Genomic DNA, 16653 nt, shown 5'->3' on the forward strand with positions numbered 1-16653 from the left:
AGGTCGTCCGGCGCCCAGGTACGGACCATGTCTTCGATCACGAATCAGAGATCATGCCGCAGATCCATGACCATCCAAATGAGACACGCCCTTAGGTGCGATGCAAGGAGCGGCAAGCCATGTTCGGATGGTTCTAACGGTCATCAGTGGCCCACTCGGCTTGAAATGGGGCCCCACTAGCACTCGATGGCGTGACGGTCTGGGCCCTGCGGCGATCGGAGGGCTCTGTGCCCTCAGACGTTGACCTCCGGCCAGAACACACTGGTACCGACCTTGTTCGTGCGCCGGCCACATCCAAGCGAAAGACAGAAGTGTTTTCCTCAGAACCTGCCGCCTGCGGCCGATGATGACAGTGAAGGACAACCCCATCAGGGGTCGGCCGGGAGTGAGACGGGGTGGTAGATGGATTGCCGCGATGAGCTTAAGCCGAGCCCGCCCCTGTACGGATGCGGCACCTGCGGTTCGCAGGCGTTATCCGTCTCCTAGAGGGGTGGGCCTCGGTGCGTTTGGGGCAGCGCAACGTGCAGTGACTTTCAGCCGTAGGTGGCCCGCTTCCGAGTAGTCGGCATCTCCGCCGATCCACCGCACATCACGAAAACCCTCGACGACTACCGCACCCATGCTGCGGCTACTTCCCGTAGGTCATGGATTGGCGGGTGGACGCGACCGACGGCTCTCGCGGAGGGCTGGCGAGGTACCCGCGAAGATCATTTGCAAAGCCGGCGTCGTACCCGGTGATAGCGGGAAAGACCGCTCCCAGCTCCGATAGGCGGACGGTCAGCGTCGGACAGCGACGAGAACGCCGAGTACCGACCGACCCAAAGCGGCCTCTGGCCCGGCCTCTCGATCAAACCTGGTATCCGCGTTGCGTCCGGCTTGCCACCCGCCGCCGTGATCCTCGCCTGCTCCGTGGCGAAGTAGCCCTGGACGCCGACACCCAGCACTCCACAACTGCCGGCCACCAGCGCTGCCGTGACTACGGCGGTGGCGTTCAGCCGCGCGGCGCGGATGGTGCCGTTCACGGTTGATCTTCGCGGCGCGGATGGTGCCGTCGCGGTTCGTGTCGGCAGAGCATCGGGGCGTTCGAGCTGTCGTCGGCTCGGGGTGCTTCTTCTTACCAGCACTGCGCGCCATGTCGTGATTATCCCACCCGACATCTGTCCATCCGCTCGATGCGTGTCACTCGATTCGGGAATTGCCCGGCTTCCGAGGAGGTGTGGATGACCGACGTTCACGATGGGCAGCCACGTGATCTCGCGCGCCTGCTCCGGGCGGTGCTGGAACGCAATATGCCGTGTTTGAAGCGCATCGCTTGCCGGCACCGGAGTCCGCGATGCTCGAGCCGGCCGATCTGCGCACCTGGAGCCGGCAGGTCGCTGCGATGTTCAGCGAAGAGTTCGCTGCCAGCATGCTTCGCCAGGGAGGCAAGGTCTGGGCCCGCTCGCCCGACCGTCAGGTCAGCCCCGGCAACGGCGGCGTCCTTCCGCGGTAGGTGCACCGTGAGCAGCCGCTAGAGAACTACGACGACGGGTTCGTCGCCACGAAGGGTACTTGCGAGCCTTCAGCGCCCTGAGGCCGTGCGGTGAGGCGGTGCCGATTCGCGGCGGCAGCACCACGCTCAAGGGTGTGGATTCAGACCTAGGACCGCGGCAGCGACGAGGAACTGGCGATCCAGCCGAGGCACGCCGGATGACCGCGAACGGGCCGTGCGGAGGGTGCCGGACCGTCTCTGTCATCGCGCCCCGTTGACCCGGCAACACCTCAAGTACAGAGCTGGGGCTCCTACCGGAACTTACCGGGCTGCTCACACCCGGACCCGAAGGGGCAGCGGGGTGGCCTGATGGTGCTCAGCTTCTATGGCTCGTTTGGCGGCCCCGGTTACGGTGTTGTCGATCATCACCGCCACCGCGACTGGAAGGCAGTCATGCACTCACGATCCACACGCCTTTTCGGCACGTTCCTGGCCGTTCTGGCCGGGGGCGCGACCGTCGTCTTCGGCAGCCCGGCGCTCGCCGTCCCCTCACCGCCGCCGGTCACCTCGGGCTACTTCGGGCAGACACCGCTGTATCCCGGGCAAACGGTGCGGTACACGCTCGGCGCGTGCACCGGCCGGCTCAGCTACAAATGGGGCCTTTCCCGGCTCGTGGCCAAGACCACCGCCACTGCCTCGCCGGTGTCCGGCTGCCGGAACACCCGGGTACAGATGCTGTACAACACCCCCGACGATGGGCTGCGTTGGAGCGAGCCGGGCACCTCCACAAACTCCAATCCTGCCTATAGCCGGGTGACGGGCTACACGGCGCCGCAACAGGTCGTCGTGACGATCACGGACAACACGGGCGCCAGCGGGACCTTCTGGGGCACCAACCCGTATTGATTCCGGCCACCACGCAGTTTCATGGATCAGCCCGTCGAGGCGTGGGTGAACACCCGAAGCCGTTGCCACGTCAGCGTCGAGTCGCCTTCGACGCACGCCGGCACGCTTCGGCCAACGGCGGCAGTGGTGCGAAGACGTTGCCGCAATGCGGGGCTACCCTCTCCCGGGACAGCCCGGCGATGCGCATCAGCGGTCCAACCAGGGCGTCGTACAGCCCCGGCGTCGCCACGAACCCGAACCTTATGAACCAGTTCGCGGCGCCGACGGTCACCGTGCCGCGCGGCCGGCGGGCGCAGCGCAAGATTGCCGCGGCGACCTTCTCTGGGCGGTCCACCGGCGGCGGAGGTTGCCCGAAGCGGCCGGCAAAGTTGGCGGCGTTGCGGTAGATCGGGGTGTCCACGGCACCGGGTGCCACCAGGCAGACGTGGATGCCTGCGGCATCCCGGGTCTCCTGTCGCAGCCCTCGTACCAGCGCGCGCAGGCCCCACTTGCTGACCACATAAGCGCTGGTGTACGGCGTGACGACCGTCCCCAGCAACGACCCCCCGTAGATCAGCACCCCGCTGCCCTGCGCTCGGAACCGGGCCAGCGCGACCCGGGCCACGGTCGCCGAGCCGAGCAGATCAGTGGTCACAACCTGGTCGAACACCTCGGCGGGAACGTCCTCGAACCGGCCGAACGCCATGACGGCCGCGGTGTGCACCCACACGTCGAGGACGCCGAACGCGGTGACCGCCTCCGCCGCCACCGCCGCGACCGCCTCCGGCCGTGTGACGTCGGCGACCACCGCCAGTACCGGTGCGCCCAAGTCCCGGCATTCGTCGGCGACGGTGCCCAGTGCCACCTCGGAGCGGGCGGCCACGACCAGCCGAGCACCGGTGCGGGCGAATGCCAGCGCGGTGGCCCGCCCGACGCCACTGGAGGCACCGGTGACCACGACCGTTGCGGCTGGCACGACCAGCGGTGTACCCGCCCCTCAGCGGATCAAACCGTCAGGTGATACGCGGGTCCAGCAGCCGCAACGCCCGGTGGACGTGTCCCTCAATGACGCCAGGGTGCGCTCCGCTGCCTACGCTGCACCGCCGCGCCGGCGGCCGGCACGGCGCGATCCGGTCCGCCGCCTGCGCCGAGGCGCTCAGCCGGGTCACAGTGCGGACCACGGCGACCGTGGCCGTGGTACACATCGTCGGCGATATCGACGCCAGCATCGCTGGCGAACTGGGGTACGGCTGTCGTGACCAGTTGGGCGAGCCGGTTCTGCGGCCGCCGATGAGCCCGCAGGCCGTGACCGAAGCTGTCGGGATCGGCCGAGACGCCCGGCGCGGGTGGACTTACCGTGATGCCCTCATCCTGCGGTCGGTACCGCGTCCCCCAGTCTCCACCGCGTCTGCTCCGCCTCGGACAGGGTGATGCGAGCCTGACGGAACAGTTCCGCCACGGACGGCTTCACCGCATACCGCGTTCGCCCGGGTCCCGCGCTCCACCAGTAGAGCGGGTAACGACGTCCCGACGCCACACGCAGCCGCTCCAGCGGCTGAAGAGACCCGGCGATGGCATGCGCACCGGCCAAGGCGTTCCCGCTCGACGTGCTGATCTCGGCAACGCTGAGCCGCCGGCCAGGGTGATCGATCAACAGATCCACGATGATCTCAGCGCCGCCCGCGACCTGCGCGTAGAAGGCCTCCGCTGCGTGCAAGCATCGTGAAGGCTCCACTCCGGGGCATCGTCATGCCCGGACCCGCCGGAATGCTGACGCCACAGCGGGTCACCCTCCGGCAGGGACGCCGTCGCGCTGTCCGGACCAAGACGTCGCCAGACGCCCAGTTCCATGCCTTGGGCAGACGGCTGCGGTGCGAGCGACTTCCAAGGCCGGCCCGTGGACACTGCCGGAATTCGTGATCGATAATCGGCCGGACCAACCGAAGGGGAACCGCCGCATGTCACCAAGCCACAACGAATGCCTGGCCGAAGCGGCCACGCTGCCCGATTTCTGGCGGTGCTACGTGCTCGACGGCGCCGAGGACGAACTGAAGGCGAAGGCCATCGAACTCACTGAGGACACACTCGGTGAGCCGGAGGTGCACTTTCCGATCGGGCCAAGCTGGTTCCTGTCGCTCAAACTGCAGCTGTGGAGCCTCGGCGACGACACCCACGTGCTGAGCCTGGCCGACGTGTGGCTGCCAGAGGGAACCGACTCGAAGATCGAGGAGGGGAACCACCACGCCGACAGCGAGCACCGACTCGGGCACTGGGATCTCATGCACGCCCAGCCGTTCTGCCTTCGGTGGGAGGAACTGGAGGCTGTCGTGGCGACCATGCGGGCCGCGCCGGACATCCAGCAGACCACGCCGGAACTGGCGATGCTGCTGCTGTCCCGCTTCGTCGGCCACAGCGCGGACGAGCGGCACCTGGTGAAACCGCGCCGCGAGATGCTCGCCCACGAGCTGGAACAGCTCGGCGTATTCCGTGGCAAGAAGGCGAAGGCGATGGCCCGCCGGCTGCTGTGCGGGCCGCCGGACCGCGACTACCGATGGGTGTGGGACGGATCGGGTTGGATGCTCGGTGGTGAGTATCCCCACTATTCGCAGCGCAACCTCTGCTATTCGTTCCCGCACGAGGAATACAACGAGTTCCGCCGCCTCATCGGCTTGGCCGACCCAGCGGCGAAAACGCCGCCGATCTGAAAGCTCCTTGTAGCCGCGACTTCACACACAACACACCATCTCACTGTCATAGCCGATGTGAGTGCGCGATTCGGCTAGATCGACGATGATCCTGGCGCACATGGTTTGCCTTCGTGTGCGTCAGGGTTGGGCGTGGTCGGTGCGCCTGATGGCCGGCTATCGAGCGACGTCTGTGGATGTTCGCATCGATCAGCCTATGTAGTCTTGCCGCGGCGACAGGTCGTTTAGCTGGTCTATCCTGGGCGAAAATGATCTGGGTCGGCGGCGGTCATCCGGCGTTGACCTCGCCCGTCGGCTGGGCTGGGGCCGGGAAGAAGCCGGTGATGTCGGCGAGGCGGTGCGTGATGTCATGGATGGCGTGGCTGATGCCGGCCTGGATCGGGGTGTCGTCGGCGTCGCGCAGCTGCCAGTGGGCCAGGGACCGGTCGTGGTGGGTGTCGACCGTGACGATGGCGAACCGATGTCCTGGGAAGCCCTGCTGGAAGGCGTGCATGTAGTCGGCCAGCGCGTCGCGGCCACGCACCTCGGTGACCGGGTCGCGGTAGGACACCTGCGGGCAGACGTGGCGGTCGAGCAGGGTATGACGCTGCTCGGCGGGGGCCGACCAGGCGGCGGCGTAGGCGTGCCAGATATCGGTGCGCATTGGTCAGGGTGCTCCTTGTCCTCGGGGGGTGGGGCCGACGATGGCCGGGAGGGCGTTGGCGACGATGTCGGCGAGCTTGACGGTGGGGGTGCCGAACCGTACTAGCACCAGTACCCCCTGATAGAGGGCCAGCAATTCTGCGGCGAGCTGGTCGGTTGGGGCGGTCGGGGCAAGGTCGCCGGTGGCGACGGCGCGCTCGAGCATTCGCCGGAATCCGGTCTCGATCAGCTCCAGGCCGGCAGCTACCCCGTCCCGGCCGATGCCGGGCAGCATGGGCGCCTCGATGGCGGTGTTGGTGAGCAGGCAGCCCGGGTTGGCTTCTTCACTGTCGCTGTCGCTGAAGGTCGAGGCGAAGAACGTGTGCAGGCCACGCAGTGGCGGGTCGGTTTCATCGAGATGGAACTGCACCCGGCGGGCGGCCACCTGTTCGTTGTATGCGGCCAGCGCCGCGGTGAACAGTCCCTCCTTGCTGCCGTACGCCTTGTACAGACTGCCCGGATGCAGGCCGGTCGCCTCCTGCAAGTCCTGCACCGAGGTGTGCGCGAAGCCCTTGCGGCGAAACACGGCCATCACCGTCCGCAGTAGTTCCGGCTCGTTCCACGTCGGTCGACGGCCCACGCTCACCACCTTTGTTGAATGATCGCTCAACAAAGGTAGCTGGTGGGTCTGCCGTCGTCAACCACCCCGAGCGAGCCAGATGCGGCAAGGTCCACGGCTGCGCACGAAATGGCGGCTTGAACCCCATGTGTTGGCCCAGACCGCCACCGCGCATCCGAATCTGCCGCCGACCATTCGCGCTGGCCGGACGTGAGCGGTCACGTTCAGCCGCGCCGACCTACCCGGAATACGTCCCGTCAGCGGGATGAGACATGCCGGCCCAGGACCGGCATGTCGTCCACGCGCGTGCCGGGCTGCCAGGGCCAACGCTGGTACCGGTCCGGCCACACGATCTGCAGCGCCGCTACGGCGGCAGCAGCCGTGCCGGCATAGAACTGCGCGGCAACGGGCAGGTGGCGTTCCGGCTCGGTCACCGCAACGAACAGGACCTGGTGTCCCTCGAGAATGTCGTCTGCGTGTTGTCCCGCGACGCACGTCCGTCGGCCTGCGACAACGTCGCCGGCAACGGCATGCAGGACGGGCCGCGAAATGTCCGGCGGTAGTCCGAACAAGATCAGCTCAGGGTGATCGTGGTCGGTCAGACCGATCGTGTACCAGCACGTTTCCAAGGGATTCGGCTGGGGCACGAACTCCAGGTGCACGCCAGAACGCTCAATGGTCTCGCGGATCTGGCGAAGCCCGGTGTCCTGCTGTCCGGCCGTCATCAGGCTTACCTTCCGCCCGGTCGCTGTTGACCACGCATCGTGGTCGAGGCTGGAGTGCCCTTCCAAACCCTAACCCTGCATACCCAAAGCAGAACGCCCACACCTGACTGCCCCGCCCGGCTTCCGCCATGGCATCCGGCACGTAGCCGGCGCCAGAGCAGCCGATGCGGGTGCGTCGGTCACCGGCCGGGTCCTCGGGTCGTAGATCGATGAAAAGTCTGGAAGCTCCTCCGATCGGGCATCCACTGCTTTCAGGATCGCACCGCTTCGGCACCGTTCATCGGTGTGCTGCGGACCCGGGGCGGCAGACTGGCCCACTGGCGTGAATACCAGCACACCCTCGCCATCGCCCAGGCCGTTGGCCAGGCAAGACCCTGATCAAGCGGGGCCAGCCACGGGCGACGGCGAGAGTCAAGAATGCACGCTCATGCCGCCGACAAAGCGCGGGCCAGCCGACGCTGGCCGCGCTCGGTCGCCTGACGACCACCGACCCCGGCCCGAGGCGTTGCGCGCTTACGGGTAACGCAGGGTAACTGCGGCGCGGGGGGTTCTCACAAACTTGCCGGTGCGGCGCGGAAACGAACCGCCACGACGGTGACAGATGGCCCCTGAACAGGAACAACGGGGCCTGGCGGATACGCGTTGACGTTGGGTGTTCGACAAGCCTGGGACCTGGCTCCGGCAGCGGAACGGATCTGGTTGCACACCTCTTCACTGGACCACCCGAACGCCCTGGCCAACTATCGCCGCCGAGGTTTCCGCGCCTTCAAGGCCGAAGAAGGCGAACGTGGCTGGCCGAGGGGCCACGAGAATGCCTCACGCCGATGGAGCCTCCGCGAAGGGCGGCGCCGGCCGCGACGCGAATCATGTCGGACGCCTCGGAACCGGTTGTTCAGCCCGTCTTCCGGGCCAGCACCTCGGTGATGCAGCGCAGTAGATGCTCGACGGCGGCAGACCGGCCGCCCACTCGGGTAGTGGCGTGAATCTGCCGGGCCAGCCCGGCCGGCTGGCCGACCGGCAGGTACCCGAGACCGCGTTGGCTGGTGGCGGCGAGCTGCGGTACGAGCGACACCCCGAACCCGGCGGCGACCATGGCGAGCACCATCTGGTAACTGTGCACGCGGACGCTGATCTGCGGCTCGAACCCGGCTGCCCGGCACGCCATCTCGGTGGCCGCTTGGAAGCCAGTGCTGGTCAGCGCTGCCACCCAGCCGGTGTCCGCGAAGTCGGCCAAAGACACTGGTCCGGACTCGGCGGGCAGCAGGCGCCGGGGTACGGCGAGTAGCAGAGGCTCGCGGTAGAGCGGCCGCTGGGAGAGCCCTCGCAGGTTCGGCCGGGACAGCGGCGTGTACTCGTGGGTGACGGCCAGATCGATCTCGCCGGCGCGGACCCGGGGCAGCGCCTCGTCGGATTCCAACTCGGTGAAGTACAGCTCGACGTCGGGATACCGACGCCGGAACCCCGTCAGTGCCGGGATGACGAAGCTCGTCGCGGCGGTGGCGAACGCGGCTACCCGTACCGTGCCGCCGCGTAGCCCTGCCACGTCTCTCACCGCGCGCTCCGCCTCGGCAAGTGAGGTCAGCACCGATTCGGCGTGCTCGGCGAGAACACGGCCGGCTTCGGTCAGCCGGACACTGCGTGCGGATCGTTCCAGCAGCGGGGTGCCGACGTAGCGTTCCAGAGCGGACAGTTGCTGCGAGGCGGCTGCGGCGGTGCAACCGGCCCGGGCGGCTGCGCCGGCGATGGTTCCGGTGGCCGCGACATCCCGCAACAGGGTCAGACGGTGGGCATCGAGCATAAGCACAACTTACGCTGAGCGATGCGAGCATGGATTGATCGAGGCTTGCTGCCATGCCAGCCTGACCGGGTGCCTCTGGATCCGCATCTGCTCGCCGCATTCACCGTCACCACGATCGTCGCGACGGTCGCACCCGGCCCGGACATGCTGTTCGTGCTGAGCTCCGTGATGCGCGGCGGTCCCCGCGCCGGGCTTCTCGCCACAGCCGGAATCGCCACCAGCGAAGCCATCCACGTCATCGTCGCTGCCGCCGGGCTCAGCGCGTTGTTCACCGCGGTGCCCGAGGCGTTCACCGCGCTGCGTATCGCCGGTGCTGTCTACCTGGCCTACCTGGGCATCCAGATGATCCGGCAGCGCGGCGATCTCGTAGCGGCCGCCGGCGACGGCGCGCCGATCTCCGGTCGTCGTGCGTACCTCACCGGGTTTTTGACCAACTTGTCCAACCCTAAGATGATCGCCTTCTCGGTGGCGTTCCTGCCTCAGTTCGTCGATCCGGCCCTGGGCTCGGTGTGGGCGCAGTTCGCCGTGCTCGGCATGATCCTGATTCTCCTGGAGTTCCTGATCGACGGCGGGGTAGGCGTCTTCGCCGGCCGAATCGGGACCTGGCTGCGGCACCGCCATACCCTGCGGCGCTGCGCCGACACCGCCACCGGCAGCATCCTCATCGCACTAGGCCTCCGGCTCGCAGTGGAGCCGTAGGCGGCCGGCGCCTCGGTTCTCTCGTCGTCACCGGTCGGCCATGGCATGAATGCATCCGGATCGGCATCGAGCAGGCAGAAAGATAGGCCCCTGAGCTGCGGGTATTCGGTTCTTGTTCTGCCAAGTATGGTCCACATGGTTGGCAGTGCGCGAAGGCACGAACCGCGTGGTGGAGACAGTAGAAGCTAACCCCAGCCGTCAATGGCGCACTGGTAGCGCTACGTACATACCGGCATAGACACACAGCGACGCCGCTGGTACTAGTTGGGCGTGCTGAGGGCCATTGAATGGGCTGTGCTGGGAATCTGTAGCGCGGCCGCCATCGTCTACGGGGTCCGTCGTCACCGACCTGCCCGGGTCGGACCCTGGCTGCTGCTCGCCTGCGCCATTGTGGCGAGCGCCGCCGGCGATGTGCTGACCGCGTTGAACCGGCCAGGGGTGGCCGATGTCTGCTTCTACGCCATGTTCGTGTTGGTCGCCTGTGGCCTGCTGCAACTGACCCGCGTCGGTGCAACGCTCGTCGACCGGGCACGGCTCATCGACCTGCTCGCACTCGCGTGCTCGACGCTGCTGGTGGTCTGGGTGTTCGTCATCGGCGATGCGGGCCGGATCGGAAACATCTCCGGGGCGTACGTCATCGGAGCCCTGCTGCTCCTCGCGGTTGTCACCCGCCTGCTGGTCGCCGTGGGCCGGAACCTCACGGCCATGCTGCTGGTCATCGGTGCCGTGGGTGTCCTGGTCAGTGACATCGTGCAGCCGCTGTGGCCGGGCAGGCTGAGCGAGTCCGGGTTCGTGGTGCTCTACCTGGCCTGGGGCGCCGCCGCGCTGCACCCGTCGATGGTGAGGCTCACCGAGCCGGCGACGCCGCGTCCGAGCCCGTGGCGCAGGCGCTGGGCGGCACTGCTGGGCGTCTCCGTCGCCACCCCGCCGGTCGTTCTGCTGATCGAGGCGGCCCACGGCGCAGTTGGCGATGGCGTGGTGATCGCCGTGACCGGAGCGATCACACTTCTCCTGACCATCACGCGACTGACCGACTCGATGACCCTGAACCGCCGGGCCTTGACGCGTGAGCGCGGGTTGCGGCAGGCGAGCGCCGCGCTGGTCGCCGCCGCCGACACAGCGTCCGTGGGCGAGGCCGTCCGGGCCGCGGTCGTCCAGCTCATGCCACCGGACGCTGTCCGTAGCATCGACTTTGCCACCGACGACAGTCAACTCACGCTCGAGGCGGTGCCCGGCGTCGATGCTGGTCCACCGCCCCGCAGCTGGTGGATCGAGGATGCCGACCACGACCACGCCACGCTGGTCTGTCCGCTCTGGCTGGAGCCGCTCGCCGTCGCCCGGCCCAGCGGCGGCGCCCTGATCCTGGCGGGTCGCCGGGACACCCTTACCGCCACTCGCGACACCCTCGAGGTGCTGGCCGGTCAGGCGGCGCTCGCGCTGGATCGCATCTCCTTGGTGGAGGCGGTCGGCCGCCGCGACAGTGACCTCTATCTGCGCGCGGTGATCCGGAACAGCGCGGATATCATGGTGGTGATCGACGAGGACCAGCGCATCCGATACGCCAGTCCTTCACTGCGAGAGCTGCTCGGCGTCGACGACCTTCCGCCGCTGGCCACACTCGACGATCTGGTGCATCCGGACGATCGCAACCAGATGCGTCAGGTTTTCCGCAGCTCTGGCGACGGTGTGGTGTACTGCTCGCTACTGCGAGCGGACGACAGCCAGGCGTTGGTCGAAGCCACATACCGCGACCTGCGCGAGGACCGCTTGGTCCAAGGCTTTGTGGTGACGATGCGAAATTTTACCCGGGGCCATGAGCCGACCGAGCGGCTGCCCCATGGCGACAACCTGGACGAGTTGCCGGCTCGTGTGAACCGGCGCAGCGCTCGACACAAGTTCCGCTACTAGCGCCGCCCCTCACCCGGAACTCCCCGGCCGAGCCCGGTGCCCCCTGACGGAGGCACCGGCAGAGCCGGTCAGGCCGCCGCGTATTTCCGGGTGCGGCCCAGCGACGTGATCAGCGACTGCTCGACCGGGAACGACTCGCCGAACGCAGTGGCCACCACGGTGGCAGTCCGCCGCCGCGTGACGTAGCGGGCGCCCTCCTCGTCACTCCAGCGTTCCTTCACCACCTCGCCGGTCCCGGTCCAGGTGATCTTCACGCTGGTCGTACCCTCGGTCGCCGGGGCGTCCGTGCACGACTCCGGGCGTTCGCCCTCTTCGTTGACCGGCCCGTACGTGCACGTCCGCACGGTCTGCGAGTAGGTCACCACGCCGGTGGCCGAGGCGCCCTGCAGCGACATCCTGACCCGTGACGGCGTCTGGTCGTACGCGTTCCGGAAGATCGTCTCGCAAGTCTCCAGACCGCCGGATTCGGTGCAGGAGCGGGACCAGTATTCGACGTCCAGTTGGGCCACCCCGTCGATGCGGTCGAGGTCGACGGTCAGGGTCCGGCCGGTGTTCGGGTCGTCGAAGCCGACGTGCGCGCTCTCGAAAAGCGTTGAGGCCGGCGCAGCCGTCGCGGGTGTGGCAAGGGCTGCCGTGACGAGAGCGGCACCGATCGGCACGAGGACACGGCGGAGCAGGGTCATGCGGTCTCCTTTGCGGAGTGATTCAAGGAGACCCGAATGCTAATCGCCGGGTACGGCGGGCGCTGCCCCGGAAATCGGGGCGAAGTGCCCGATTGACGCGATCTCGCTGACCCGGGCCGGTGCTTTGGCCGGTCGTCGGCGGCAGCGCTGATGCGGCCGGGCTCAACCGGACCCGTCCGCGGCAAACCGGCACCCCTGCGTGCGCCGGACCACCTGTGAGGCGCCACGCTCGGTCCGGAGCCTCAGCTCCAGCCCCTTCCGGTCCGAGTCCACGCCTCCCGGTCCACCGGTGGTGGACCTTGTTGCAGCCACGTGATGATGCTCTGTGCCTGTTCCTCCGGCGTCCCCGCGGACGAATCCAGGCGGAGAGCCTCGTCGGAGTACGGGAACTCCTCGGCGCGCTCGCGGACGAGTGCTTCGTCGAGATCCGTGGCCTGGTGACGCTCCCGGAATCGGCTCACGGCCTCGTCGGGAGTCACGAAGAACTCGACCACCCAGAGCGGCGCGGAGGAGTCGGTCAACGCTTTGAGGAGACTGGTTCGCTGGCCGCGGCGAGCGTAGGTGCACTCGAGGACCACGGTCTCGCCGCGATCGACGAACATGCGGGCGAGGAGGTGCGCAGCGTCGTACGCATGCATTCGGTCTTCACGATTTCGATCGGATTCTGGGAACAGAAGGCCGAACAGGGTGTCGACCTCGAGATGGATCCGACCGTTACCCGAGGAGGTTCGCTTCTCGGCCAGAGCCGCCCCAGCCGTGGTCTTTCCCGAGCACGGAGGGCCGGAGAGCAAGACGATTCCGTTGTTGCATGCCGTCCTCGTTCTGCGCCGCATCGACTCGATCAAGTTCGCTTCGCCTGGCGGAACAGGCCGATCACGGCAGCGACGATCATGCCTGCGTATACCCAGAACATCGCGTCCAAGATCGCGGATGCCGGGTCCCGGGTGCCGCGCCAGGCCTCGCCGACCGCCTGCGACCAGGTGTCGCCGTGACCGGTGGTCCACGGCAGCGGGAGTCCCAGGCTGACGATCCAGACGGCGTCGCAACAGGTCTGCTGTATCGGGGTCGCCACGCCGGCCAGCAGCCCGGCGGCGCCGACCGCCGTACCGGCGATCCAGGCTGCCCGGCTTGTCCGTGGCCGTTGCCGCGCCTGCGCGATCATGACTATCCCGCCGATGATCGCCACTGCGGAGAACACCGAGACGTTCCAGTCCGCCTCGTACGCGGTGGCGTTCATGCCGCCCAGGTACAGGCCGAGAATGACGCTGCCCCCACCGACAAGCGCCCGGACGGCGGTGGTCAGGGTGCGCCGCATCGGCCCGAACCCGTTCCGACGGTCGTCGGCCGGATCCGCGTCGTGCCTCGCATCCGTCATCGCCCGATCGTCGCATGACCCCGCTCGGCGGATGAGGCGGTGTGCGACCGCTGTGTCGCTGTGATCGGATGCTGGATCCGGCCACAACGCAACCGCGGGGTTGGCGTGTTCGGTTCGCGATCGGCTACCCGAGCCGCGGCAAGCTCATCCTCCGCAGCCGTCCGGACGTGCCGGCAGTCAAGCGCCTCTGACCACGGCTGACCATCACTCTTGCGGGCGATGGTGTGGGGTCGCTGAGCCATCATGGGGCGATGACCAAATCCCAGAGAGTCTGGCTGCGGCTGTTTCCTGCGCTCGCCGCGATCGGGCTCGTCGGCGCCGTCGTCTACTTCGGCGTGCCCCTGCTCCGCGGTCCCGGACGGCTTGCGGCGGCAGACCAATGGGGCAGCGTCGTCGCGGCGGTGGTCGCCGTCCTCTGTCTGCCCCTGACGATCTACGGACTCGTACTGGCACGCCGCGCCTCTCCCCCGCCCGCCGCGCCGGAGACCGGGACCGCTGACGGCCCTGTGCAACAGCACGTGCGGGCGGGCCGGGACGCCTACATCGCCGGCCGTGACCAGCATTTCGGCAACCGGCCCGGCGCGCGATGACGGGTGTCGAGGCACACCGCGACGCCTACCTGGCGCAGACGCAGGTCTTCCACTGCTCCCCGGCCGACTCCCAGCAGGGTTTCCCCGTCCCACGTCAGCTCCCATCGGTCCCGGCCGGCTTCACCGGAAGAACAGAAGAGCTGACCCAGCTGACGGAGCTGCTGCTGACCTCATCATCGCCGCCGGTCGTCGTGGTGACCGGTATGGCCGGTGTCGGCAAGACCGCCCTCGCCGTCCGTTGGGCGCAGCAGGTCCACGAGCAGGTCCCCGACGGACAGCTCTACGAGGATCTGAACGGAGCGAATCCCGGCGCTCCGGCGAAGCCGACCGACGTTCTGGCGCGATTTCTGCAGGCGCTCGGGGTGCCCGCCGGGGGCATTCCCGCCGACGTCGCCGCTCGGGCATCCCTCTATCGGAGTCTGCTGGCCGGCCGGCGGGTCGTCGTGGTCCTGGACAACGCCGCCTCCGCCGAGCAGGTACGCACCCTGCTGCCCGGCGGCTCATCGTCCGTCGTCGTGATCACCAGCCGCAACACACTCCCCGGCCTCGTGGCCCGCGAGGGGGCCCGTCGGCTGAATCTCAGTCCGTTGCCCATGTCGGATGCGCTGGCACTGCTGCGGGAACTGGTCGGCGACCGGGTCACCGCCGCGCCGGAGGATGCCGCCCTGCTGGTGCGGCGATGTGCGGGCCTGCCGCTCGCATTGCGGATCATCGCCGCGGAGGCCAGCCGGCCGCACTGGAGCATCTCCGTCGTCGCGGCCGAGCTGGCCGATCAGTCGCGGCTCGACCGGCTGGTCACCGGGGACGACCCAAGAGCCGACGTACGCGTGGTCTTCTCCTGGTCCTATAGAGCGCTCGCCCCCGACGTGGCCCGGCTGTGGCGAGCCATCGGTCTGTTCAAAGGGCCGAACGTCACCGTGGAGGCCGCAGCGGTTCTCGGTGACGTGGACCTGAATGACGCACGGCGCCTGATGGATGCGCTTCTGCGCGCCAACCTGCTCGAGGAGCCCGATGCCGGCCGTTTCCGCATGCACGACCTCTTGCGCGAGTTCGCGGCCGAGCGGGCCGCCGAGGACGACGTCGAGCACCGTCGGGCGACCATCGGGCGGCTCTGCCGCTGGTACTTCGACACCGCGGCCGGCGCCGTCGCACTGCTGAATCCCGCCGCCCTACCACTGCCGTCCGAGCGGGGCGGACACTTCGCCGGCGTACCGGAGGCCCTCGCCTGGTACGAGGCAGAGGACGACAACATCCTCGCCGCGGCCCAGCAGGCGGCCGAGTACGGGCATCTCGAACTCGTCTGCGACCTGCCCGAGCTGCTGTGGCAGGGCTGGTACGAGAAAGACCTCCGCGCCGCGTACCTGATCTCGGCGAGCTCGGTTGCCGTCGACGCGGCGCGGCAGCTCAGAAATGGCGGACGCGTGGCCGCGTCGCTCGTACATCTGGGCCGGTCGTATCGCGAGGACGGCCAGTACGAGAACGCCGTGAGGACGCTCCGCTCGGCCGCGAACAAGTACCGACGGCAGAAAGACCAGCTCGGTGAGGCCAACGCCCGTAACGAACTGGGGCTCGCCTACTCGCAGAGCTGCAACGCCGACGCGGCCTGCACCGAGCACATTGCGGCGCTGAAGGTCTTCCGGAAGGTCGACGACACGGTCGGCAAGGCGCACGCATTCCTGTACATCGCCAGGCTGGTGGCTCACCTGAAGGACACGGAGGCCGCGCTGGAGGACTTCGACGCGGCTGCCGAGACCTTCGCCCTGGTCGATGACCAGCGGGGAGAGGCCATAGCGCGGCAGGAGCTCGGCTGCTATCTGTGGGACCGGGAAAAGCGTGAGGAGTCCATGCCACATCTGGATCGTGCGGCCGGCCTGCACGAGTCCACAGCCGACTGGGGACGCGCCATCGCCCTATTGGCCCGTCTGGGCCAAGCGTATGCGGAACGCAGGGATATGGACCGGCTCGACGAGGTGAATCAGCGCGCGATTCGCGCCGCCGGAGGTACCACGTGCCGCAGCTGCCGTGCAGCAAGCCTGGGTGCCGCCGGCGCCAATCTCGCCAATGTGGGACGGCACGCGGAAGCGGTGCCCCTGCTGCGGGATGCCCTGACGATGCGGAACGACGACAGCCCCGCCAAAGCGGTCCTGCACTACTTCTTGGGTGCGAGCCTGAGAGTCCTCCGCCGATGGGACGAAGCTGTCTTCCATCTCATGCAGGCCCAAGCCATCACGGGCGCGAAAGGCGAGCGGGATGTCCATGTCCTGGTGGTGGGAGAGCTCCTGATGACGTGCGGGGAGCGAGCCCGGGCCGGCAGAAAGAAGACGAGGGCGTACGCGCAGAGGGCCGCCGCCCTGCTCAGTCAGAACGCCCCCGCCGACCAGATCGAGGAGCTGATCGGGGAGTTCCAGGAGAGTTGCCGGCCATGGTGGCGGCGTTGGCTGTCCCGGCTCGTCACGTCAGCACGGCGAACAGGACACTCGAGCCACCCAGCGAGCGAGGCCGCGGGATAGCCGCGGCCTCCCGGCGACTGACCCCCGACGCCGAGGCTCGGTTGCGGCGGTTTTGCACCCCCTG

At 68.1% G+C, this 16653-nt stretch carries 16 protein-coding genes; 7 read left to right on the forward strand and 9 right to left on the reverse strand.

Annotated features, from left to right (window positions below; translation table 11 throughout):
* The first annotated feature begins 1333 nt into the window (after positions 1-1333).
* Positions 1334-1492, forward strand: coding sequence for a hypothetical protein (locus AB0B58_RS38990; protein WP_360235192.1), 159 nt, complete (start codon positions 1334-1336; stop codon positions 1490-1492).
* A gap of 348 nt (positions 1493-1840) precedes the next feature.
* Positions 1841-2377: a hypothetical protein gene (locus AB0B58_RS38995; RefSeq protein ID WP_360235195.1), complete on the forward strand. Its 537-nt coding sequence runs from the start codon at positions 1841-1843 to the stop codon at positions 2375-2377.
* 70 nt (positions 2378-2447) lie between these two features.
* Here the strand turns inward: AB0B58_RS38995 and AB0B58_RS39000 are convergent, their stop codons facing one another.
* Together AB0B58_RS39000 and AB0B58_RS39005 are read right to left on the reverse strand one after the other, a co-directional pair.
* Complete coding sequence (locus tag AB0B58_RS39000) at positions 2448-3332, reverse strand: SDR family NAD(P)-dependent oxidoreductase (RefSeq protein WP_360235198.1); 885 nt, start codon at positions 3330-3332, stop codon at positions 2448-2450.
* Between the two features lie 390 nt (positions 3333-3722).
* Positions 3723-4073 (reverse strand): DUF6416 domain-containing protein, encoded by a 351-nt coding sequence (locus tag AB0B58_RS39005; protein ID WP_360235201.1) that lies wholly within the window; start codon positions 4071-4073, stop codon positions 3723-3725.
* 199 nt (positions 4074-4272) lie between these two features.
* On the opposite strand from AB0B58_RS39005, the gene AB0B58_RS39010 reads away from it, so the two are divergent.
* A complete protein-coding gene (locus tag AB0B58_RS39010) occupies positions 4273-5061 on the forward strand; it encodes a hypothetical protein (RefSeq protein ID WP_360235204.1) in 789 nt (262 codons plus the stop codon).
* Between the two features lie 268 nt (positions 5062-5329).
* Here the strand turns inward: AB0B58_RS39010 and AB0B58_RS39015 are convergent, their stop codons facing one another.
* The 4 genes from AB0B58_RS39015 to AB0B58_RS39030 form a co-directional block, all read right to left on the reverse strand.
* Positions 5330-5704 (reverse strand): nuclear transport factor 2 family protein, encoded by a 375-nt coding sequence (locus AB0B58_RS39015; protein ID WP_360235207.1) that lies wholly within the window; start codon positions 5702-5704, stop codon positions 5330-5332.
* A gap of 3 nt (positions 5705-5707) precedes the next feature.
* Positions 5708-6322, reverse strand: a complete 615-nt coding sequence (locus tag AB0B58_RS39020) for a TetR/AcrR family transcriptional regulator (protein ID WP_360235210.1) — start codon at positions 6320-6322, stop codon at positions 5708-5710.
* 236 nt (positions 6323-6558) lie between these two features.
* Complete coding sequence (locus AB0B58_RS39025) at positions 6559-7026, reverse strand: DUF4262 domain-containing protein (RefSeq protein ID WP_360235212.1); 468 nt, start codon at positions 7024-7026, stop codon at positions 6559-6561.
* Between the two features lie 892 nt (positions 7027-7918).
* Complete coding sequence (locus AB0B58_RS39030; protein ID WP_360235215.1) at positions 7919-8824, reverse strand: LysR substrate-binding domain-containing protein; 906 nt, start codon at positions 8822-8824, stop codon at positions 7919-7921.
* Between the two features lie 21 nt (positions 8825-8845).
* On the opposite strand from AB0B58_RS39030, the gene AB0B58_RS39035 reads away from it, so the two are divergent.
* Positions 8846-9523: a LysE family translocator gene (locus tag AB0B58_RS39035; protein WP_360235218.1), complete on the forward strand. Its 678-nt coding sequence runs from the start codon at positions 8846-8848 to the stop codon at positions 9521-9523.
* Between the two features lie 270 nt (positions 9524-9793).
* Entirely contained in the window at positions 9794-11431 is a 1638-nt protein-coding gene (locus tag AB0B58_RS39040) for a PAS domain S-box protein (RefSeq protein ID WP_360235221.1), read from the forward strand.
* A gap of 68 nt (positions 11432-11499) precedes the next feature.
* On the opposite strand, the gene AB0B58_RS39045 is transcribed toward AB0B58_RS39040, so the two are convergent.
* The 3 genes from AB0B58_RS39045 to AB0B58_RS39055 all read right to left on the reverse strand — a co-directional run bounded on the left by AB0B58_RS39045 (position 11500) and on the right by AB0B58_RS39055 (position 13489).
* A complete protein-coding gene (locus AB0B58_RS39045) occupies positions 11500-12114 on the reverse strand; it encodes a hypothetical protein (RefSeq protein WP_360235224.1) in 615 nt (204 codons plus the stop codon).
* A gap of 242 nt (positions 12115-12356) precedes the next feature.
* The gene (locus tag AB0B58_RS39050) at positions 12357-12959 is read right to left on the reverse strand and encodes an AAA family ATPase (protein WP_360235227.1); all 603 of its coding nucleotides are present in this window, start codon (positions 12957-12959) and stop codon (positions 12357-12359) included.
* Complete coding sequence (locus AB0B58_RS39055; protein ID WP_360235230.1) at positions 12956-13489, reverse strand: hypothetical protein; 534 nt, start codon at positions 13487-13489, stop codon at positions 12956-12958. The genes AB0B58_RS39050 and AB0B58_RS39055 overlap by 4 nt, the downstream gene beginning before the upstream one ends.
* 251 nt (positions 13490-13740) lie before the next feature.
* Between AB0B58_RS39055 and AB0B58_RS39060 the strand changes: the two genes are divergently transcribed.
* On the forward strand, positions 13741-14079 hold the full coding sequence (locus AB0B58_RS39060; protein ID WP_360235233.1) for a hypothetical protein: 339 nt from the start codon (positions 13741-13743) through the stop codon (positions 14077-14079).
* A complete protein-coding gene (locus AB0B58_RS39065) occupies positions 14076-16589 on the forward strand; it encodes an NB-ARC domain-containing protein (protein WP_360235236.1) in 2514 nt (837 codons plus the stop codon). Before AB0B58_RS39060 ends, AB0B58_RS39065 begins: the two co-directional genes overlap by 4 nt.
* Positions 16590-16653: the final 64 nt, after the last annotated feature.

The organism is Actinoplanes sp. NPDC049118, assembly GCF_040648555.1.
In the GTDB taxonomy this organism is placed as follows: Bacteria; Actinomycetota; Actinomycetes; order Mycobacteriales; family Micromonosporaceae; genus Actinoplanes.